Origin of the sequence: Fibrobacter sp. (genome assembly GCF_045131395.1) — a bacterium.
Taxonomy (GTDB): domain Bacteria; phylum Fibrobacterota; class Fibrobacteria; order Fibrobacterales; family Fibrobacteraceae; genus Fibrobacter.
Genome location: NZ_JBGUQY010000002.1, coordinates 466,879 through 489,962 on the forward strand (window position 1 = coordinate 466,879; position 23,084 = coordinate 489,962).

Annotated in this window: 13 protein-coding genes; all 13 read left to right on the forward strand. The window is 46.5% G+C overall.

The window, feature by feature from the left end:
• Positions 1-68 precede the first annotated feature (68 nt).
• The 13 genes from ACJMNB_RS01935 to ACJMNB_RS01995 all read left to right on the forward strand — a co-directional run bounded on the left by ACJMNB_RS01935 (position 69) and on the right by ACJMNB_RS01995 (position 22,986).
• On the forward strand, positions 69-203 hold the full coding sequence (locus ACJMNB_RS01935; RefSeq protein WP_405338435.1) for a hypothetical protein: 135 nt from the start codon (positions 69-71) through the stop codon (positions 201-203).
• Positions 204-382: 179 nt separating this feature from the next.
• Positions 383-2,257, forward strand: a complete 1,875-nt coding sequence (locus tag ACJMNB_RS01940; protein ID WP_405338437.1) for a PEGA domain-containing protein — start codon at positions 383-385, stop codon at positions 2,255-2,257.
• 9 nt (positions 2,258-2,266) lie between these two features.
• The gene (locus tag ACJMNB_RS01945) at positions 2,267-6,022 is read left to right on the forward strand and encodes a cadherin repeat domain-containing protein (RefSeq protein WP_405338439.1); all 3,756 of its coding nucleotides are present in this window, start codon (positions 2,267-2,269) and stop codon (positions 6,020-6,022) included.
• A gap of 337 nt (positions 6,023-6,359) precedes the next feature.
• Complete coding sequence (locus ACJMNB_RS01950; RefSeq protein WP_405338441.1) at positions 6,360-10,541, forward strand: fibro-slime domain-containing protein; 4,182 nt, start codon at positions 6,360-6,362, stop codon at positions 10,539-10,541.
• 188 nt (positions 10,542-10,729) lie between these two features.
• Positions 10,730-12,442 carry an FISUMP domain-containing protein gene (locus ACJMNB_RS01955; RefSeq protein ID WP_405338443.1) on the forward strand — a complete coding sequence of 571 codons (1,713 nt, stop codon included), beginning with the start codon at positions 10,730-10,732 and terminating at the stop codon, positions 12,440-12,442.
• A gap of 157 nt (positions 12,443-12,599) precedes the next feature.
• Positions 12,600-13,661 (forward strand): hypothetical protein, encoded by a 1,062-nt coding sequence (locus ACJMNB_RS01960; RefSeq protein ID WP_405338445.1) that lies wholly within the window; start codon positions 12,600-12,602, stop codon positions 13,659-13,661.
• 3 nt (positions 13,662-13,664) lie between these two features.
• Positions 13,665-14,210 carry a TlpA disulfide reductase family protein gene (locus ACJMNB_RS01965; RefSeq protein ID WP_405338447.1) on the forward strand — a complete coding sequence of 182 codons (546 nt, stop codon included), beginning with the start codon at positions 13,665-13,667 and terminating at the stop codon, positions 14,208-14,210.
• The gene (locus tag ACJMNB_RS01970; RefSeq protein WP_405338449.1) at positions 14,210-15,478 is read left to right on the forward strand and encodes a hypothetical protein; all 1,269 of its coding nucleotides are present in this window, start codon (positions 14,210-14,212) and stop codon (positions 15,476-15,478) included. Before ACJMNB_RS01965 ends, ACJMNB_RS01970 begins: the two co-directional genes overlap by 1 nt.
• 9 nt (positions 15,479-15,487) lie before the next feature.
• The gene (locus tag ACJMNB_RS01975) at positions 15,488-17,308 is read left to right on the forward strand and encodes an FISUMP domain-containing protein (RefSeq protein ID WP_405338451.1); all 1,821 of its coding nucleotides are present in this window, start codon (positions 15,488-15,490) and stop codon (positions 17,306-17,308) included.
• A 34-nt stretch (positions 17,309-17,342) separates the two neighbouring features.
• Complete coding sequence (locus ACJMNB_RS01980; protein WP_405338453.1) at positions 17,343-17,891, forward strand: hypothetical protein; 549 nt, start codon at positions 17,343-17,345, stop codon at positions 17,889-17,891.
• A gap of 144 nt (positions 17,892-18,035) precedes the next feature.
• Positions 18,036-18,521 (forward strand): 2-C-methyl-D-erythritol 2,4-cyclodiphosphate synthase, encoded by a 486-nt coding sequence (ispF, locus tag ACJMNB_RS01985; protein ID WP_088627170.1) that lies wholly within the window; start codon positions 18,036-18,038, stop codon positions 18,519-18,521.
• A gap of 61 nt (positions 18,522-18,582) precedes the next feature.
• Positions 18,583-19,206 (forward strand): imidazole glycerol phosphate synthase subunit HisH, encoded by a 624-nt coding sequence (gene hisH, locus ACJMNB_RS01990; protein ID WP_405338455.1) that lies wholly within the window; start codon positions 18,583-18,585, stop codon positions 19,204-19,206.
• A 51-nt stretch (positions 19,207-19,257) separates the two neighbouring features.
• Positions 19,258-22,986 (forward strand): peptidase A26, encoded by a 3,729-nt coding sequence (locus ACJMNB_RS01995; protein WP_405338457.1) that lies wholly within the window; start codon positions 19,258-19,260, stop codon positions 22,984-22,986.
• Positions 22,987-23,084 lie beyond the last annotated feature (98 nt).

Below are 23,084 nucleotides of genomic sequence, written 5' to 3' on the forward strand. Positions count from 1 at the left end.
TTAGAAAAAGTTCTTGACATAGACTTTTTTCGCGTATATATTTAAAGAACGTTAAAGAAGGAGTTTTTATGGAATTAAAAAAAATAATTCTGTCTTTATTTGCTGCCCTGATGCTCGTGGCATGCGCCGGTACGCCGGACAACAACAATGACGAAACCCGTGCCAAGGCTGACAAGGCCTATCAGGAAGTTGACGCTGAATAAACGCGGTGCTTTGGTTTGGCAAAGCAAACTGTAATCCTGAATTTTTAGATAAAAGGGGCCTTTTTAGGCCTTTTTTTGTGTATGGAATCCGTTTATGTAAAGAAAAACTTGCAAAAGTATGGCTTTTCATATATATTTGTTACATCCACTAGTGCAACCTCCTATACAGGTCTCCTGTTATGAGCAAAAAGTTTACCCTGATAATTTTGGCAATTGTCTTGTTGCCAGTGTTTTCTGCAGCAAAGCATATGGCGGTGCTAGAAACAATCTCGCAAAATGGTTTACTGACGGTACAAGAAACGCAGTACTTGACCGATATTTTGAGGAATCAAGCGGTTACAGTGTTGCCTGCAGGGCCGAACTGGACTATCATAACGGATAGAAATGTTCCTGCAGACTTTGTGGCTCAAGCTCGCATTTCTCAGTTTGGTTCTTCTCTTGCAGTAAGTGCGGAGCTTTATGAAACCACTGGTAATAAGCTTGTGTCGAGTTTTAGCGGCAGGGGCGAGACAGTTGTGGATATCGAAAAGATCATCAAGGCTCAGGCTCCGGAATTCTTTAAGAAGGCCAATGAATCTACATGGAATAATTTGGGTGATTTAGGAACATCTTCGAATTTTGACTTCCAAGAGAATCCGCGTTTTATTGTGGAAATCGAAACGAATCCGTCTGGAGCGATTCCTTCTATAGACGGTAAGGCCATTCCGAAGTGTACGAGTACGCCTTGTAAAATCCAGCTTGAAGCAGGCGAACGTCACTTTGTGTTGTCCAAGGAACGTTTTGAAGATAAGGATACGGTAGTCAATATTGTCGCGAACAACCAGAAAATTTTGTTGAACCTGTCGCCAAATATTGGCTCATTGGACTTGAGGCCTTATATCCAGGAGAATTTGGCCAAGTATCCGGTTGCCATTACGATTGACGGTGAAAATGGGCTTGTCGGCAATAATGATCTTACGCCGGGATTACATGAAGTTAAAATAGAGCATCCTTGCTATGATCCCTTGGTTTTCAAGGTTGCTGTTGATAAAGGCAAGGTTGGAACATTTAGGGATTCTCTTAAGCGCGGTCTTGGTGGATTGATTTTGGATGTCTATCGGGGTGGTGAACCTCATTCGGTTCCGGTTTATTTAGATGGCGAGAAGGTCGGTATGACTCCGTTTACGAGGAAAGTTCCGCTATGTTCAAAAGTCGAGGTTGGTGACGCTGATTATCGCGAAGAAGTTGCAGTTACCTTGAAATGGCACGAGGTTACCAAGGTGACCCACGAAATGAAGGAACGCGATACTTTGCCTGTTGCCGATCAGACTCAAGCCAATGCAGAGAATGCGTATAACGAACTTGATTGGAATAGTCCGGTAGAACGTGCAGAACCTTCAAAAAAAGATCCTCCGCAAAAAAAATTCTGGGTGGGTGCATTTGTCGCTGCAACGTATAACGATTTCTATGGAACAAAATTCGGATTTGAAAATCTGGAATCGGGCGATGATTATACGCTAAAAGTCGAAGGTGCCGATGATGTTCTGGGCAATTATTGGGGCGTCGGAGGGAATATTGGCTTAAGCGGATTATATCTGTTCACTCCTTTTTTTGGTCTCCGTGCTGATTTGGGCGTTGCCTTTAGGCATGGATCCGGAAAGTCTGACGTGACAGTGAAAGTGTTTTGGGAAGACCTTGATCGCATACCCGAAAAATCTGATTTGGAAATAGATTATCATGTTGAACAGCTTAACATTGATATTCCGCTGGCGATGCGAGTGCTGCTACCGGGAATGATTTATGCTGAACTGGGACCGATGATGTCCTTCAATTTGTATTCAAAGTGCAAGTTTGATATTGATGACGAGTTCGGAACGCAGGAAATTAGGGAAACGAATACCTTTAAGGTTGTCGAATTCGACTTGCTTACGGGTGTGGGTGTCATGCGCCCTGTTGGTAAATCCATACTAGACTTTAACCTGCGCTTTGTCCTTGGAATTACTCCCCTTAACGATGCAGATGACCCTCCGAAAACTTGGCAATGGCAATTTAACGTAGCTTATTGGTTTATCTAGAAGCCCCCGATGAAAACGAATTTATTAAAAAAAGTATTATGCGGGCTATTTTATGCCTTGTCGGTGGGTTCCCATGCCGCTGATGTGGCTCCGTTAGATTCGAATAATTCTCTTCAATATTTGGATGTTGATGCTTCCGTTTTGAAAGAAAAATTCTTGGAAAATGGTGCGGATGCTTTGATTCCTATAGAGTTGAATGCAATTGCGAAAACAGATGTTGATTTTAAATATTGCTTTGATGTGAAAGCTCAGTCTGCAACCTCGGAGGGTTCTGCCTCTATTGAAGATTTTGATGTGTCGTCTCTTGCATTCCCTGTTTGTGACAAAGGTGAATATGGCCAAGTTGTAATAAAAGCAGGAACTGTTGAGCCTACTGATGAGACAAAGATATATGTCAATGTGAAAAAAGATAGCGTGATGGAAGGCGAAGAAATATTGCCTCTTAAAATCTTTGATATGAGTGGTGCAGTGCTTTCGGAAAATATGCACGAGGGATATTTAAATCTAACGATTGGTGATGATACTGGTGCATCTCCTAAATTTGCTAGTAGTGTAGAGCAATATTCGGTACCCGAAAATTCAGCGACTGGATCTATTGTTGCAAAGATTCCGATAGAAAATGCTCTTGCAACGGATGAATTAATTGTAACACTTGAGAATAATAGTTCTGCTTCAGGCTTAACAGGTGTATTAGATATTTTAGAATTGTCCCTTGATAATGACGATGGGTCTGTTTATGCTGTTTTGTCTGTAAAAGATGGTTCGATGCTAGATTATGAGGCTATTCCGTCTTCTTACAATGTGACATTAACATTAAAAGATCAAAATGGTGTTGCCGGCTGTAACCAGGATACGATAATACGCACGATCAATGTCGTTGATGTAAACGAAATTCCGATGGCTGAAGATGTTGTCTTTGAAATCGATGAAAACGTGCCGATGGGTATGGTCATTGGCGCAATGAATGTTGCTGATCCGGATGTCAAACATATCAGGGAATTTGGACATTTGGATTATTCGATTATCGGTATGGACGAAAGCTTCGTGTTCACGATGGACTCCAATAAGATTATTGTGAAAGATCCGTCCAAGATGGATTACGAATCGCCTGTTCATAATTACACATTCGATGTTCTGGTTAAAAACTGCGAATGGAATAAGACATCAGGCAAGTATGATGGTGCATGCCTGTATGACACAGCCAATGTGGTTGTCAATATTCAGGATGTCAACGAAAAGCCGGAAATCATCATTGACGGTCCTACTCCGGATGGTGGTGACGATTCTGAGCCGTTCTGCGTTGCCCATTGCGATACCACGGATCGTGGTGTTTGGAAGGATTCTATCCTTACTGTAGGTGTCAGGGAAAATCTCACTAATTTGGATGGTACGATGGATGTCGTATCTCCGACGGGAATGGTATTGTTCCAGTATCACTATGCCGATGAAGATACAGGCCATGTTGCTGGTGCCAAGGTTACCTGGTTTGACGTTCTTCCCTCGCCGAATCCGAAGCTGACCACGAAGGGTTCCGACCTCTTTAACATTGTGGGCAAAAATGGTGTGATTACGGTGACCGTCAAGGACCAGAAGCTGCTTGATTACGAAACGCTCAGAAATGCAACATCTCGTAATGATCCGGATCCGGAATACACGATGGGCATTGTCGTGACAGACCCGAAGGGTTTGGCTGATACGCTTTACCGCATAATTCGCGTGATTGATGAAAACGAAAAGCCTCTCTTTACTGCGGTGCCAAGCGTGGTTGTCGAGGGCAATCATCCTGGAGATTCCATCGGTTATGTGGAACATCCCAGCGATGTTGACTCATTATCTAGGAATCCGGCTTTTTACGACAATAGCTTCAAGGTGACAGGCGGTGATATAGACCGTTTTGACTTGAGAAAGGATCCTGCGGACTTGTTGAGAATCAGTCTTATTGCTCAGGATTCTATTGACTGCGAAGATGGTAGTTATATATGCGGTGTAGATTCTGTTTATTGGGTTGAACTGTTTTACGGCGATACCACGCTCAAAACGGTGTATAGCATCGTTCGAATCCCGGTTACGGTTGCTGATTTAAACGAACCGCCTGTGTTTAGGACCGATACCATCGGTGTCGCAGAAAATTCTCCGAAGGGAACCATTGTCGATACAATCAAGTGGTTTGACTATGACCGCTTTGACACCGTAATGCATTTTGAAATGATTAAGGATCCGAGTGGTTGTTTTGCGATTGACGAAAATACTGGTATAGTGACCGTGAAGAAGGATGATTGTACTGCTCTTGACTATGAAAAGAGCCCGGCTTTGAATATCGAAGTGGCTATCACCGACTTGGTGGATGCCACGGATCGCAACTTGATTTTCGGTGGCCCCAATACGGTCACAAAGGCCATTGTGGTGAATGTCCTTGATGTGGATGAGCCGTCGCCTATTGCGAGTGACTCTGCCGATACGGTCAAGGTAGATGTTGAAGAAAAATCGGAAGTTGATGAAGATATAGAAAATGAAAACAAGGATGAAAATGTAATTGATGATTATGTAGCTCCCGTGTTGACAATATCTGCAATTGCACAAAAATTGGATAGTAGTAATTCCGTTAGAATAACTGAAAATATAAGCGCTGATGATAACCGAGTTTATATAAATACGACGGCATGGAATACATATGTGTCTATAAAGGATCCTGTTAAGAAAACGGATTCCACGTATGCTGTTAGCTTGAATTTTGATGCGGTTTCTGTGCCTGAAAAGATATGCTTGAAGCTTGCTGCTATTGCTAATGAGAAAATTGTGCTGAATGAACCTTCTGAAGATAATGGGAAACGTGTATTGCTGAATAATTCAATAGTTCAAGTATCGTATACAGAAAAAGTGGCGGAAGTCGATGTCATTGTAAGCTATAAAACTGATGCCGATGGCAAGATTGTAAAACAGGCTGTTGTAAATGAGCTGGGCGGAATAGATTCTGTTAAAACAATGACGGTGTCTTATGCAACCATGATTAATGACAATGATGTAGTCGTTTCTTATATGGCGAATGCTTCAACGGGAGCGATGATTCTAAAGGACACTTTGGGTAATTTACTGACTAGTTCTGCTGCGAGAGGTAAGCCGAATGTTGGTTACTATTATGTAGCTTATGATGATTCTGCTAATTCCACGACCATAACTTATGCGGTTGATAAAAAAGGCTCTGTTTTAAAGAATGCTGAAGGCAACGTTGATTACGAAGTGTCTTATTCTTATGTAGATGATTTGGGACGTTCTACGATAGTTGCCATGAATGTGGTTGTTGATCAGACTACACCTGTTGTTGAAATTGTTTCGCCGGAAGAATATCGAGTGTTTCACTCTAATTTGGTAAATGTGACGTGGTGTGTCAATGGAGTTCTTCAAGATAGTTTGAATGTCCAGCAACTAGAACGTGGACCCAATGCGATTATTCGTGAATTCTGCGACAAAGCTGGCAACTGCGGAGTGGATACCGTTTTTGTAGTGTACAAGGGCGATGCAAGTGGAGAAGAAGACTTTGCAGAACCGACGTTCCGTGTGGTAATGACTGGACCGTTCCAGTTTACAATTGAACTGGATTGGGCTTCGAACCTAGCGCTAGAGAAAAATTATGCGGTTATGGATTTGCAGGGACGAATCTTACAACAAGGGGTGATTCGGTCCTCTGAAACGGTGGTCCCTGTACTGACCTCTGGCTCTTATATAGTGAAAGTTGGTCATAAAAAACGTGTAGTGAATATTCATTAATCAAAAATTTTTAAACAGGTATCTTATGAAGAATAGATTATGTCTGACATTGCTTGCGACGCTTGCTGGTTTGCAAATGGCATGGGCTCAGCTGACGATGCCAATTACCTGTAGAGGTAAAGTCTACTTTAAGGCTCCGGATAAATGGACTGCGGCCTATATTGGCGGCAGTAACGTCAATAATGTCCAAAAAATGACATTGAATGCTAATGGCTTCTATGAATTCGATTTGGAAAAATTGGGTATAACAGATAGTCAGAGTCCTTTTTTCGCTATAGGAAACCAGTCTACTACGAATGCTTCTCTTAGAATAGTAACGGGGACCTTGTTTAACGTTATGCCTAAGAATGGTACAAACGATGTTGGTTGGCCCACCAATGACGCAAGTCTACATTGTCCAGGTGATGATAAGCATGTGTACATCTTCGAAAATCCCAATGCTGCGGGAAAAACGATGACTGGAGATGTCCCGCCGGGAGCCAAGTTCCTGTACGTAATGATTCCGCCCGACTACACGGAATGGCTTTTTGCGGATCCCATGATTAGCATGGATGGCGGCGTTACGGGAGAAATGCTTGAAGCTGTTGATGACGAATACTATTGCGGATGGTTCAGGTATGTCTGGATGGGCGACAACATTCCGGACAATGTGGTTTTTTACCGTAATGACGATGTTGATCGTGAAGACATGATTGGTTTGAATGGCAACTGGGAAGAGTCGGGTGAGGCGACGCCGATTCCCTTGAGCCTGATGTTCGGCATGGTGGATACCCTGTACTTTGTGCCTGACAAGGAACTGTTGCTGGCTGATGGTGATGATGGCTGGTATTATACGTTCCCGGGCGTTCACGGCATTTGTTCCTATGATCTTGCTGCCATTATCTACGATACCGATGCAAGCTTGCATGGAGCCTTTACTTGTGCTACTACATATTATGACGGCATGTCTGCCGCAGAAGGTCTGTACAATGGTTGCCCTACAAACGCTCCCTTCAGTTACCCGGCCAATCAGCCCACGCCTTGCGTAGGTGTTACACAGAATATCGTTGCCGATCTTCTGGATCCCACTACGAAAAAGCCGACTTACAATGCGGCCAGTGGTTGCTTTGTCAGTGTGGAAGCCTTTAATACCATGTTCCAGAGCAATACCAGGTACAACGAAACCTATTGTGTGGAAATTCCCTTTACCCGTAGCTCTGACGGCAAATGGGAATTCGATTCCGACAACTATACCAGTCCCGGAGTCACTGCCAAAGGAGGCTTCTATCCTGGTGAAAGCTATTCTCTTCTTAATCCCGCTAACATGCTTTCTGCTGCAGTTCCTGCAGCCCATAACAAGCGCAAGGCCGAAGGCCCCGTGTTCATGGAATCATCTTTCAGAAAGATCAATGCTAATGAGGGTGTTCCCGAAATTGACATTCTCTGCAATGGACCCGGTTGGAATAAGGGTGTGCCTTGTGATGGCCTCTTCGCTGGTGGTGGCGAATGGTCTTCGATGAATCCGCCTAAGGCGGGCCTTGCCGTACGGGGCGATGGCTGGCAGTGGTCTGTCATGGGTGACGGCTGGGCTAATGATGTGGCTCCGGAAGGCTGGACCTTCTACAAGCAGGGTACTGAAACGGCTGTAAACGTTACCAATACGGCGAACGGTTATGGTACTGGTAATGCTGCCCGTTGGGCGTCCGGTGGCTGGGTGAAGGATGGTATGGGTAAGGCTGCTGTCCAGGCTTACGATGCCACGGTCTTTACCAATGGCCAGGGACGAAATCAACATTATTGTTTAGAGTCTCACGCCAAGTTTACCTATAGAAAGGGGCTTCGTTTCAGCTTCCGCGGAAGCGATGATGTGTGGGTGTATATTGACAACAAATTGGCCGTGGATATCGGTGGTACCCATTTGCCAGCCCCGGGATACGTAGACCTGGATTATTTTGTGGGTGCCAGCGGTGGCTTTGAAGTCGGCAATGAATATGACTTGGATATCTTTTTCTGCGATAGGCGCACAACATGGAATAGCTTGCGTATCAAGACCAATATGCATATCCTTCAGAAGAGTGGAATTGAAATGATGGGTAAAAAGAACCCTGCCAACAAGAATGAAACCGTTTATGATATTTGCGTCGCCAAGTCCGGTGATGGTTCCTGTGCTGCCGCCATGTCTGCGGGTAATTCTGAAAAGTATTGCGGAAGTCAGCTTGTGGAGGCCATGAATGCTGGCTTGATTACCATGTCTTATAAGCTTGTAATGGGTGACAAATATGGTGAGAATGCTGTTGCTGGTTTTGAAAACGTTAGCACACCGGGAATCTACAAGTGTGGTATTGACTTGACTAATCTTGCAGTTCCCAAGATTAATAAGGAAAGTCTCTGTGGCTTAGGAGGTGGTCGCTATACCTTGTATGTTGACATTGATGGCAAGACTAAGAAGGTTGCCACCTTCCGAATGAGCGGAGAAGTGGATGTGGTTTACAAGGATGGTATAGCCATTGATACTGTTGGCAAGGCTATTTCGGGTGGCAAGTACACCTTGATGAAGACAGCAATGGCTGGCCAGATGGTTCCGATCTATGTATCTTCTGTGGCTCCTAAGGCTGATGGTAAGGATGAAGTCGAGATTTACCCTGAGGATGCTAAGGGTGTTGAATACACGCTCGCATACGATCGCGTCATGAAAGCCTATGCTAAGGAAGTGGATCCGCTGACGGGTACCGAATCTTACGTGAAACTGGCTTCGGGTTCAGCACGAAAAATAGGCAACAGTGGTGTTGATACTGTATATGTAACTGTTGATATGGATGATATGACCGAAGCTATCCAGAATTTTAGCGTCAGTGTTTCCGGTAAGCCGCAAAATGCGATGAATATCAGCTTCTACCTGCCGCAGATTACCTTTATCGAAAAGATTCCGGAGTCGGGTGAATCCGCCAAGTCTATCACGGGACAACGGCCTGAACCCGATGGCTCCTACGAGGAATTGTGGATGGGCACGCAATATGAAATGTACCTTGCCATTGTGAAGCCCAATTTGGACAGGACCTATAGTCTCTGCTTGGAAGAATGCGATGGTGTTGCAATTCACATGGGTGCAAGTACTTCTTCGAGGATTGAGTTTATTCCGGAACAGGTTTCGTTCAAAGACGGCTATGCGACAGTTGCTGTCCGCTCGCTGGCTGCATATCGTTGGGATACGGATCCGTCAATTAATTCTCCGGCTACCATTGTGGCCGAATTCAACGATTACGTACAGGCCGTTTACAAGCCGATGTACTTCCGCAATTCTCCGGTTCCCTATCCGGTTCTTGCCGACGTGTTCGACGTGCACGGTTCTACACCTTCTGAGGAATACAAGATTCCGGCCCCGTATTTCGACATGGATAGGGAATACCTGGATGGTATTGGCGATTCTGTGGCCATTTATTACGACAGGCCCATTCATAGGGATTCTTTGCCGAGAAAAGTTTGCATTATGTGGGATTCCACTTCAGCTAAAGCCTATAATCCCTATGCAGAAGGCTTCTCTACCATGCCGAAGGATTCTTCTACTATCTGTAACGAACTTGTATCAATTGACGCCGGTAATATCGACTGCTCTCATTCGACTGCAGAAGGCTTGTGCTCCAACGTGATTACTATTGGAGGTCTTAAACTTTCGTCTGCTGTCAAGACGGCTGGAGTTGGTTTTGTTTCTTCTTATGTTAAATTTGAAGACAAGGGCAAGGTAGTAAGGCAGGGCTTTAAGGGCGCTTTATTTGATCGCATAGCTCCTGTGCCATTGCGTGCCGTATTACGTTCTGTTATGAATGGCGATAAACAGTCCGATTACGACAGCCTTGTTGTGACGATGTCTGAACCGGTCAAGGTGTTGACAAGTTCAAAGAAAAAGAAGGCTTTGGATTTCTACCTGAATTCTGCCGAAGATTTGTCCGAAGAAGAACGCTATATGTCTGTCCTGGGTGAGACATCTAAAAAAGTGACGGCAGAAAAAGATCCTGTGATAACTGTTAATGAAAAAACAGGTGGCGGGCTCATAAGTTATATCTACAAGCGCGGCTCAGCATCTCCGCATAAGGGTGACTATGTGCGTTTGGGTGGCAGCTTGTCGCATGCGTTATGGGCCGATACTACGGATTTGTCTCTGTTTGGGGGTGATACGTTACGTGTAGTAGCGGATTCTGCCTACTATTGGAATTCTCCCACGGGCTATAAGGAAAAAAAGCGACTGTCGTCCAGATGGATTCCTATTGTAAGCAACGATCCGGTAATTATTGAGGATGATGCTGATTTTGAGTATGCTGAACCGACCTTCCGCGTGGTAATGACGGCTCCGTTTGAGTTTACCATTGTATTTGATTGGAATTCCTCGACAGCCACCAACAAAAAATATGCCGTCATGGATTTGCAGGGTAGAATCTTGAAACAGGGGACAATCAATTCTTCTGAAATTGTCGTACCGGTGCAGACCGCAGGTTCCTACGTGGTAAAAGTCGGCCTTGGCAAGCGCATTGTGAATGTGCACTAAGTTTTGCGCTCATTAGTATTAAATTCAAAAATCGGTCCCGTTTGGAACCGATTTTGCTTTATAAAGATAAATGTACAATTCCAATTTGGAATAAAAAAATCGGGGCGATTTGTAAAAAGATTGCGCACTTTAAGATGTTTAGGATATATTTATTGTTATTCTAGTGTAGTCTATGAGAAGGTTGAGGGATGGCTGGGCGACTGGTTTATTTTTTGATAGTTTGTTTAGCTGTTGCATCAATGGCTTCTACGCACGTGGCAGTGTTAGAGACTGTTTCGGAACAGGGCGTTATCGGCCGTTCCGAAAAGATGTTTCTGACAGATAAATTGCGTGAGCGTGCGAATAAGGTGTTGCCTACTTATATGGGCTACATTGTTATGACCCGTGAGAATATCAGCGCGATGCTTCCTCCGGGGAAGTCTATAGAAGATTGCGAAGGAAGTTGCTTGGTCGAAACGGGGAAGAATATTGCCGCCGATTATGTGGCGCAGGCCCGTGTTGGCAAGTTTGGCAAGCAGCTGACGGTTACCATGGAGCTTTACGAAACAGCCGGGAATAATCTAATAGGTAGTTTTACCGCCCGCAAGCCTGATGCCGAGGGACTTTTAGAAGAGATTGAACGAGAGGCTGACCGAGTCTTTCAGCAAATTTTGGCGACGAGTGTGCTGACGGTTGGTGGCAGCGACGGTATCAGCGGAGTTAAAACCGGCAATGAGGGCTATCAGTCCGGAGATGGCAAAATATATATCGTGAACGTGGAAAGTTCTCCTGCGGGAGCGCTGTTTAGTGTGGATGGTCGCATAAATTCCGGTTGCAATACGACTCCCTGCAGCATCGCCCTTCCCGGGGGCAGTCACCAGTTCAACTTTAGCAAGGATATGTACCAGAATATGGACGCTATGGTCAATGTTCAAAAAAGTGGGTTGAAGGTTTCGGTGAAACTCACGCCGTATTTTGGAAAGTTGACAATTGATCCTGTGTTTGAAGGTGGCATGGGGAATATAGGCGATGCTGAAATAAAGATAGACGGCAAAAAGGTGCAGAGTAAGTCGTTGCAGTTGTCGGTTGGAGATCACCAGGTACAGATTTCGCATCGTTGTTATGAAAAGATTTCTTTTAACTTAAACGTGAAGAATAGAAGTATCATTTTATTTGATCAAAAAATGAAGCCGCTGTTGGGAGGGTTGCAATTGGATGCTACGTTAGAAGGAAAGCCGAAAGCTATTCCCGTCTATGTGAATGGGCTACTGAAGGGGAATACTCCGTTCCTTGAAATGGTTCCGGTTTGCGCAAAGATTCAAGCGGGAAAGGATAAAAAAGAAATTCCGGTGAAACTTAAGGCGGGTGAAACAGTGAATCATTTATATAAGATTCGTACTACGGGAGATGTGTTCGTTGATCGCCGTGACGGGAAAAAGTATCGTGTGTTGAAAGCGGGGAAGCTGACTTGGATGGCCCAGAATTTGAACTACGAGACAGCCGGCAGTTATTGTTACGGCGAAGAAAAGTCTAATTGCAAAAAATACGGCAAACTCTATCTTTGGGATGACGCAAAAAGGGCTTGTCCAATCGGGTGGCATTTGCCCAGCAAGGCGGAATGGGAGTCGCTATTTGCGATGGTTGGCGGAATATCTATGGCTGGCTCGATGCTTAAGTCTAAGAACGATTGGAGTAAAGGCGGAAACGGATCGGATGCCTTTGCTTTCTCGGCACTTCCTGCCGGCTTAAGGAATGACGAAGGGGAATATGTCTTTGAAGGATGGGCCGCCAATTTCTGGAGCTCTACGGAGCGGGATTCCAGTACGGCATATTTCGTGTATATGTATTATGGCCGAGACGAGACTAATTTTAAATATCAGAATAAAGAATTCGGTCATTCGGTCCGTTGCGTAAAGGATTAGATAAAACGCCCGAAATGTGCCGATTTTAAAGTTGGGGTTCATTTGCATTCCAATTTGGAATAAAAAAATCATGCTATATTCCGAGTTGGAATAATTTTATAACAAAATTTTAATATTTACTGTTGACTTCTAGTGGGTCCGTAGGTATATTATGCGTATGAGAAGGAGTTTTTGTAATTTTAATTTAACCGATGTGGCGCTCTGTACCCTGATGGGTATGTTTTTCTTTATGTGCAGTTGTGCTTCCGAAAAAGAGGCTGTTGTTCCGCCGCCACCTCCGCCTAAGCCAGCGATTCCTATTTCGCAAGAATTGATGCGGTATCCTTGTCCTCCGGGGCACCTTCAGGGGCTCGGCATGGCTGGTGATTATGGCCAGGCTCTTAATGCAGCGGTGTCGCAGATCGCTGTTCAGATTCAAAGCTCGGTGAAATCGGTGAATTACTCGAAAAAGACGTCGGATATCGCTGCCGACGGCACAGAACAGATTACCGAGAATTTTCAGACGAAATCTCAGGTGTCTGCCGAAATTAGAAACAGTCAAGATGTTCGCGTGAACCAGACGATTGCCCGCGATGGAATTGTAGGAATTGTCGCGTGCATGGATCGAAATGACGCCGCGAAGCCGTTCCGCATGGATTACCAGTCAGCCCGTGACCAGCTGGTGTCGGCCATGGCGATTCTAAGCATGACGAATCACCCGCTTGAAAAGTTCACGAATTACGACAACATGGTCCGTGCTTACGACCGTTACCATGAATCGGTGAGTGTTTTGCAGTCGCTGGGACAAACCGATGGCTTTGGCGATATCGAAAATGATTACCGCAAGGCGATGGAAGCCTACAACGAATTTAGAAGCAACTATAAGATTTATATGGACGGGGCGATTGAAACGGACGAAGGTCGATTTGTTTTCTCGGAAATTTCTAAAACTATAAAGCTCCAGTCCCTGACTGATAGCTGTGTGTCTGGCGTTGTCCTGGAACTTGAAATTTCTGACCCAAAATGCAAGGAAGGCGGGCTTGGCGTGAGCTGTTCCGAGGTGATTGCCCTGAACGGAAAATCGTGCAGTGGCGAAAGCTTCTTTACTTTGGGTGGATCGTTTAAGGGAGTTGGCCGCCGTGACGAGGCCGAGGCCCGCGAACGGCTTTTAAGTGGACTTGCCAAGAATGACTTTATGGCGGAATGGCTCAAAGAAATTAATCGCTGGGTGGCGAGGTAGTTTATGGTAAAGTATTTGACTTTTGTGCTTGTTGTGTTCGCTTTTGCCCAGGGCGTTTTTGCGAAGGAATCCGTGAAGATGCCTCTTCCTCCGCAGATTCAGGATTCGCTCCCGTGGTTTGCGGTGCGTGAACTGGGTGACAACAATACTCCTTTTACAAGGACACATTTGCAACAGATCGCCAAGAAGAACAATCGCGTGGCGCTGGTTTACTTTGCGACATGGTGCATCCCGTGCCGAGTCGGTTTGAAACAGATCGCGGCTCATCATGACGAACTTGCCAAGGCGGGAACAGAAATTGTGCTGGTGAATGTGGGGGAGCGCGATACGGAGGCGCTTACGAAATATCTGCAGACGTTCTCGCTGGATCAGATGAAGGCTGTGGTGGACCCGTTTGGCCGCCTTACCGAGGGCTTTGGGTTGAAAAAAGAAAACGAGAACATGTCGCTGCCGCGTACGATAGTCGTGGATTCCTCGCTAAAGCCCCTGTTCATGCTTAGCGAAGAAGGTGATGACTTTATAAACCTTTTGAAAAGTGCGGGTAAATAATGTTTAAATGGTTGAAATGGTCTTTGCTTGTATTGGCTGTTCCGGCCATTGCAACCCATGTGGCAGTGCTTGAAACGACTGCCGGTTCGGGCGTGATTACGCTCGAAGAAAAACAGTACTTGACGGATGTGTTGCGTTCCGAGGCGGTGAAGGCGTTGCCTGCCGAACAGAACTATACCATTATGACCCGCGAAAATATCAACATGATGCTTCCGCCGGGCAAGGCGATTGAAGATTGCGAAGGTAGCTGCCTTGTTGAAACGGGTAAGAATATTTCTGCCGATTACATTGCCCAGGGGCATGTGGGCCGTTTTGCGGACAACCTGACAATTACCGTGGAACTGTACGAGACGGCTGGCAACAAGCTCATGGGGAGCTTTAGCAGTAAGGCTAGAAATATCGAATCTCTGGAAACAGAAATCCGGCAGAAATCGCAGGAACTGTTTGCGCGTATTGTGGCTAGCTCCTATGGCAAACTGGATTTGCAGCCGACATTGGAAAAAAACATAGGACAGGAATCGGATCTTGTTATTAAGATAGATGGGGAATCGTCAAAGGATGGCCGCAAATATATGCGTGGCGTGTGGGAAGTCCCTCCGGGAATGCATACGGTTGAATTTACGCACCGGTGCTATGATTCGCAGCCGTTCAAGGTGAATGTCCTGAGTGGCAAGACGACTGTGGTGAACAATCCGCTTGACCTGAAGAAAAAATTCCTTTCGATTGCGACAGAATTCAAGGGCGAGCCGAGAGTTGTTCCCGTCCTTGTGAATGGGGAACCGTTTGGAAGTACCCCACTGTATGACAATGTCCCTGTTTGTGCAAAAATCGAAGTGGGCGAAGAAGGTTTCCGCGAAATTGTTCTGACGGATTGGCAAGGCAATGATAAACTTGAAATTGTGTACAAGCTAAAGGCCGCGAAGCTGACTGCCGAAGAACTCCGTGCCGATTCAATTCGTGCTGCAGAACAGGCCGCTGCCGATGAGGCCGCCCGCAAGGCTGCTGCGTCTGAAAGCCGTTCGAAAATCAAGACTCCGGTATCTGTAGTCCTTATGGCGCTTGGTGCCGTAGGCCTTATGATGGGCGTGTACGAAAATATGGTGCTGGGGAGCGAACGTGACAAGTACGACAAGGCGAGTTATTCGACCAAGGCTGAATATGATGCGCAATGGGACAAGGTTGAATCTGCGGAGACTTTGCGTAACATTTTATATGGCGCAGGGGCGGGCCTGATTGGTGCCGGTGCTGTTGTCCTCTTCGTATTCTAGGAGGTGGCTATGCGTAATATGGTTACATCATTGCGATGGGGCATTGCTGCCGCGGGAATCCATGTGGCTTTTCTTGCCGTGTTCCTTCTTTCTGCCTGTACAGATGTCGGTGATCGAGATAATCCGCTCGATCCGGGTGCTTCGAACTATGTCGCACAATTTGATACCGTCCAGGAAATCGTTCAAATGTCCGAAGACGAAGCCTTGAGTCAGCTTATAGAGGATATCAAGAACGGAAAAGTTGATACATCGGATGGACTCAGCCAGAGCTTGATTGATTCGATTAAGTCGGGCGCAATAACTGCGGATGATTTGAAGAAGGATTCTTCGTTGTCTTCCGAGGATTCAAAGATAATTGATTCGTTGGCGCAAAAAACAATTGAAGATAGCCGCGATACGATTGAAGTCGTTGTTCCTGTTTCGAGTTCACAAAAATCGGAATCAAGTTCTTCGAAGAAAGGTTCTTCTTCTAGTTCTGTTTCTAGTAGCGAATCTCCTGAGGTCGTTTCTAGCTCCTCGGAAAATGTTGAATCTTCTAGTTCTGTTTTTTCGATAGATATTTATTTGAATCCGAATATTTCTTATGGCGAAATTACCGATGACCGTGATGGTCAGGTGTATAAGACGGTGAATATTAATGGCCGGGTTTGGATGGCGCAGAACCTGAATTTTGAAACGGAAAATAGCTATTGCCTTAATGATAAAATGGATAATTGTACCAAGTTCGGTCGCCTGTACACGTGGGGTGCTGCGATGGACAGTGCGGGTAATTTTAGCGATAAAGGCAAAGGCTGCGGAAATAGAGTGCTGTGTGAAGCCCCTCCGGCTTATGAAATGATTCGTGGTGTTTGCCCTGAAGGGTTCCATTTGCCTTCGGCGGTGGAGCTTGGCGAAATCGTTTCGATTACTGGTGGTGATATAATGAAGGCGAAGTCCACGAAAACTTGGAAAAATGCCGGCACAGATGACTTCGGTTTTTCTGTTGTTCAAGCAGGAAGGCTTGCGAATGGAAATGATGGCTATCAGCCTTGGGAAGCTTTTATGTGGTCTAATAGCCAGGTGAGTAAATATGCTGCGAATGATTTAACGATGGTTGAAGCCGAAGGCTGGGGCCCGTTAATAGAGGTTCGTGAAGACTCTAAGTCCGAAGCCTATTCTGTGCGTTGTGTACAGGATTATGAAGTCTTTGGCTCGTTGACGGATGATCGAGATGGACAAACTTACAAGACTATAAAAATTGGAAGCCAAAACTGGATGGCGGAAAACTTGAATTATGCCTATTTGCAGCCCACCACTACAGAGGACTCTTCCAGTTTCTGTTTGGATAATAAAGCTGAAAACTGTAACAAGTACGGTCGCTTGTATTTGTGGAGTGCTGCTATGGATAGTGCTGCTTTATATAGTGAAACCGGAAAAGATTGTGGCGATAAGGAAGAGTGTTTTCCCCCTAGCTATCCGGTGAGAGGAGTTTGCCCCAAAGGATGGCATTTGCCCACGATAGATGAATTTGTATTACTTGGATCAGGTGGCGGTTATGTACTTAAATCCAAGACAGCTTGGCACGATGGTAAAAATGGTTCGGATGCCTATGGGTTTAACGCATACCCCGCTGGTGGAAAGGGATATGTAGGGGACGAATGTACCGATGCTTTGGGCTACGATGATTGCGATAATTCTGCGAATTATTGGACTTCGGAAGAACAAGATTATGCGTCGGCGCAGAGGTTTGGTATTGGCGAAGATGATGATAATGAGCCTAAGTTTACCACGTCCGAATATAAGTGGTATGCACTCTCTGTCCGTTGCGTCGAAAATGCAAAATCTGAATAGAATTTAAACAAAAACCCTAACAAGGAGAATCATTATGAAAAAGTTAATCGCAACATTGGCCGCGGTAGCATTAGCTGCCATGATGTCGGGCTGCGCAAGTACCCCGCAAGAAAAGTCGGCGAATAAGCTTCTCGAAATGCAGGCGGTCAAGACGAAGTACCTTAAGGAGAAAATTCCTGCGGGTATGGGTATTGGCGTTTCCAAGGACGAACAGATCGCTATGGAAAAGGCCGACCAGAATGCTCGTGTTGACCTTGCCCGCGAACTTGACGTGCGTATGAAGGCCCTTACCAAGAACTTCAAGGAAGATGTGGGTGGCGATGTCGCTGAACACTTCCAGAGTGCTTCTAAGGCAATCATTGATACCCGTATGAACGGCGCAACACTCACGGATGTGCAGATTGAAACGACTGAAGATGGTCAGTTCAAAGTCTACGGTGTTATGACCCTTGGAACCGACTTGGTGAATGAATACCTCAAGTCGCTGCAGAATTCTGATGCGATAAGCGAGGCTCAGAAGAACAAGATCCGTGCGGCTGCCGACAAGGCCTACGCTGAAATCGACGCTGCCACGGCAAAGTAACTGCTGGCGTATAAAAGATAATTGAAGCCTGGTTCCCTGAATTATTTTTCAGGGGCGGGCTTTTTCTGTATCATTCACGCGAAGGCGGGAATCTCTTCTTGTTCATTTTCTTAAATTTTCAGTGGAATAAAAAAGGAAAAAATTATGGACAAAATTTATCGTTCGGGTATCGGTTTTGACGTTCACAAGTTGGTGGAAGGCCGCAAGTGCATTATCGGCGGGGTAGACATCCCGTACGAAAAGGGACTCCTCGGTCACAGCGATGCCGATGTGTTGCTGCACGCCATTAGCGATGCTCTGCTCGGCGCCGCGGGTCTCGGCGATATCGGTACCTACTTCCCGGATACGGATCCTGCGTTCAAGGGCGCCGATAGCCTGGAACTGTTGCGCAAGGTAGGCGAAGAAGTCCGCAAAGCCGGTTACGAAATCATCAACATCGATAGCATCGTGATGTGTGAACGCCCGAAGGTGAATCCGCACAAAGATCAGATGAAGGCGAATATTGCCCGCGTGCTGGGTCTGGATATCAAGCAGATTGGCATCAAGGGTACGACTACCGAAAAGTTGGGCTTTACGGGTCGCGGCGAAGGTATTGCCAGCCAGGCTGTTGCCATGGTGCGTAGTCTTTAATTCGTCATTCCGGCCTTGTGCCGGAATCTTTCTATCTTTGTCTGCGAAAAAAGAGGTTTTTATGTCCGCAAATCCTATTATCGTGGTTGATTACAATGCCGGTAACCTGACATCGGTGATGAACGCCCTTGCCCACATTGGTGCCGAGGCCAAGTCTAGCCGCGATGCGGACGAAATCGCCAAGGCCTCCCGCCTGATTTTCCCGGGCGTGGGTGCTGCCGCCTCTGCCATGGAAACCCTTACCCGTACGGGCATTGGAGAAGCCATTAAGGCGGTGGTGAAGGCGGGTAATCCTGTGCTGGGTATTTGCATCGGCTGCCAGATTATTCTGGAAGAGAGTGAAGAAGACGGTGGCGTCAAGACCCTCGGTCTTATTCCCGGCAAGGCGGTGCGCTTTAAGGATGAACCGGGGCTCAAGATTCCGCACATGGGCTGGAATCAGGTGAATTTTACCCGCGAGCACCCGATTATGAAGGGTATCCGCAGCGGTAGCGACTTTTATTACGTGCACTCCTACCATCCGGTGGTACCTGCAGAATACGCTTTTGCCGAGACGACTTACGGTGCGCAGACCTTCCAGGGAATGGTCGGCCGTGATAATTTGGTTGCAACCCAGTTCCACCAGGAAAAGAGTGGCGACGTGGGGCTTGCCATGCTCAAGAATTTCTGCGACTGGAAAGTTTAGACAAACTCTAAAAATTTTATATTTCAAACAATCTTAAGTTAGGAGGACTTGATGTCTAAAAGATTGTTCGCGTTTATCGCCCTGTTCGTTTTTGTTCAGGTCTCTTTTGCTGCTTGGAATGGCTCTGCGAAGGTCCCTAAGACTGTCAAGCAGAATGATACGCTGTTCTACGAGATTACGTCTGCCGAAGAATTGGTGGGCTATTTGGAATCGGTGCTGGCTGAAGAGGATATTTACAAAGTCCACGCCTACCTGAAAAATGACATTGTGTTTGGAGCCGATACGAGTAAGCTTTGCGAAAAGGTGTTGAATCACCAGAAGCAGAAAGCGTATTTCCAGAGCACTTTCGATGGCAGGGGGCATACCATCTATGGCCTAAATGCGGTGAATCCGTTGTTCAATACGATTGGCCAGGGCGATGGCTATGTTATAAATCTCAACATTGCGAACAGTTCCTTTGGCGGCGATACGGTCATGTATGTGGCCTCTGTTGCGAGAGAAAATCTGGGGGTGATTCGGAATGTCAATGTCATCAATACTCAGGTCCGGGGCAAGTATTATGTGGGTGGAATTGCGGCCTGCATGTACCAGCAGAGTTCTGACCCCGCCTATATTGTCAATAGCAATATGATTGGGGGCTCTGTTAAGGGGGTTGGATATGTAGGTGGCATTGTGGCCAATGCAAGGGGCACTGTCCAGAATTGTACGAACTCCGCCTCTGTAACGCTCCAGAACCAGGACGCTGACGCCAATAAATATATCGGTGGCATCGCCGGCTATATCGTATACAAGACTGGCATTGCCATCAACCAGTGCCACAACCGCGGCGAGGTGAAGTCCTTGGCGACGGGTCTCTCTTTGTATGTCGGTGGCGTTGGCGGTTTTGTAGATGGAACCGTCCTTAATTCGAGCAACGAAGGAAGCGTGACTTCGAAACTGATTGCTCCGACAGAAGGTGTGGACAAGTATTCCTCGATTTTCTATTCGGTGGGAGGAATCGTCGGTGATTTGCATGGCACGTCGGAAATCTATGAATGCCACAACCTGTTCAACAAGGGAGATATATTTGCGGGAATCGAGGCCGGTGCGGTCAAGGGAACGGCCAAGGTCGCTGGCGTCTTGGGAAATGCTTCGAGCATCGAACTTTTCAATGCCCTGAACAAGGGCAAGGTCGAGGCGGTAACGAGCGGCAGGGCGCTTGAAGTTTCGACGGGAGGCGTTGTCGGTTATGGTGCGGCAAACCCGTATTTGTCGGGCTATTCGCAGTTGAAGAATCGTGGTAGTGTTTCTGCCGAGGGGGACTATTGGATTCATGTCGGCGGAGTGATGGGTTTTACGGAGTCTTCGGGATCCTCGGACAAGGAATTGGTGTCGCAGTCCTTTAACTACGGCAATGTGTCGGGCGAGTTTGTCAATGCGGAGTATTCTCGGAATCTTGAAGTGGGTGGTGTTATAGGGTACAATTCTTCCACTACCATTAGCGATGTGTATAACCGTGGAAACGTGGTTGCGAAGGGTGACGGCATCAGCTATGTGGGTGGCATCGTAGGTCATCAGTATTATGTGACCAGTAAAATCAAGAACGGTTATAGTGCGGCTTCTAAGTTGGAAGGCCGTTACGTGGGTGGCGTTGTGGGTAAGCTGCGTTCTGCCTGGGCTCCATCCAATGCATACTATGATGCCTCTTTGGTGAATGTCTCTGCTTGTGGCGATTCTGTCGATGCAAAGATTGACTCGGCGGAACCAGCCTCGTTGACAAAAGCGAAAAAGAAGACTGCGGAATTGCTGAATGACGGCATTGTTGCATTGCTGAATTCCAGGAACGGTTCCGTTGCTGACCGCAAGATATGGACACGCCGTGGTGGCTACCCGATTCTCTCGATTGATAGCTTGTCTAAAAATGATTTTACCTATAGGGATGACGAGGGCTCGTTGCTGCCCCATTACAAGCGCATCAACGATTCGCTCTTCTACCTGGTCTATACGGCTGACGAGTTGCGCGGTCTTCTGGAAAGCCCTTCTAACTACTCGTATTTCAATGTGATGCTGATGAACGACATCGTGCTGGGAAAGGATTCTCTCCACCTGTCGACCAAGAAGAAGACCCGTACCGATCAGGGTTGCCTGAAAACGGTGTTCAACGGAAACGGTCACACCATTTATGGCATGGATCGCGATATGGCAATGTTCTATTGTATCGACAATGGTGTCGTTATGAATCTGACAATTGCCAATAGCCGCTTTGAAAACGATGAGGGGAAACCTGCTGCTGCGATTGCGATTACAAGCTATGCCGGTGCCGTAGCCTATGTAACTGTCCGTAATAGTGTCGTTCATGGATCTCAACTTGTGGGCGGCCTTGTGGCAGAGAACGGTATTGTAACGGATATGGGTTACTCGCAGGGGATTTATAACAGTTCTAATGAAAATACCTGGGTAAAGGCAGATGAAGGCTTTGCGGGTGGACTTGCCGGGTCCTCGACTGGCTATGTCGTGAACAGTTATAATTCCGGTCGTGTAGAAGGTCCTGTTGCCGGTGGCTTTGTGGGAATGGCCCAAGCCTGTTTGAAATGCCCCCATTTTATTGGTCATGTTGCAAATTCGGGTACGGTTCTCGCTGCGGGTGACAGTAATGTGTTTGCCGGTGGTATTGTGGGTATGGACTTGAAGAATAATTTGGTGGATGGCTCTAATACAGGGTATGTGGAGGCCAAGGCTAAGTCTGGCATGGCTGTGGCTGGCGGTGTTATAGGGGGCGCATCAGTAACAAACGTGACCGATGCTAGAAGCTGGGGACAGGTCCATGTGATGTCTGGTAAATATTCCTATGCGGGAGGCCTGATAGGCTTCCTTGCTGGAGATTCTGCTGGTTCGGATGGATCGAGATTGGGGCAATCCCTCTTGGCGGAATCGTTTAATTATGGTCCTGTCTATATTGATTCCTCTGTGACCGAAGCGTATGCGGGTGGCCTTGTCGGGTTTGCTGATGGTGGCATTATTCAGGATGTCTATAACCGCGGCTCTGTTCTCAATGTCTTGAAAAAAGGTTCGCGTAAAATTTCGGGCGGCCTGGTCGGCTTGGTTGGGACCTCTGAAAAAACAATAATCAGTCATGGATACAACATGATTGCGGAACTGGAGGGTAATGATGTCGGCACCGCTGTGGGACATATTGAGAATGGTTATTATGCGGTTCGAAAAATTTGGTATGAAGGCGGTTTGAGTGCTGATCCGGTTGCGTCTTATCCGGCCCCGATGGATTCTGTGTCGGTTATTATGAATAACGAGGCTGTGACCTTTGAAGATATGAAAACCACAGAAGCGTTTGAAGATTTCTCTCAGGGTGATACCCTCTGGAAATCGAAGGGTTGCTTGCCTGTATTTAACAGTGATACGACGACGGCCTGTTCTGTGGAGGGCATTGCCGTTTCCTTTGCTGAAGCGGAAACCTCTTACAAGATTGTTTTCTTGGAAAAGGATTGGACGGGGCTCATCTTTGAGGAACCCGATGGTGAAAACGGCAACGGCGGCGAACATGGCGGTACGACTCCGGTGCTGGAAATCGTGAACCTACTGCCTCAGCTGTCTGTTGAAGTTCGTGGCCGTGAACTGTCGGTAGCGGGCTTGCTTGAAAATAAGCCGGTGATGGTGTTTGATATGCATGGTCGCCTGGTCAAGTCGGTTCGTTCCCATGGTGGGGCTGTGTCGCTTTCGTTGCCACGTGCCGGTCAATATCTTGTCCGCAGCGGAAAAGCGACTCGACTTGTGAATATCCGCTAATTTTTGAGACAAAAGTCCCCGTCATTTTACGGGGACTTTACTTGTAATAAATATTTCTCCTTTTTATAACCCCACGTGTAATGTGGGGTTGTTTTTGC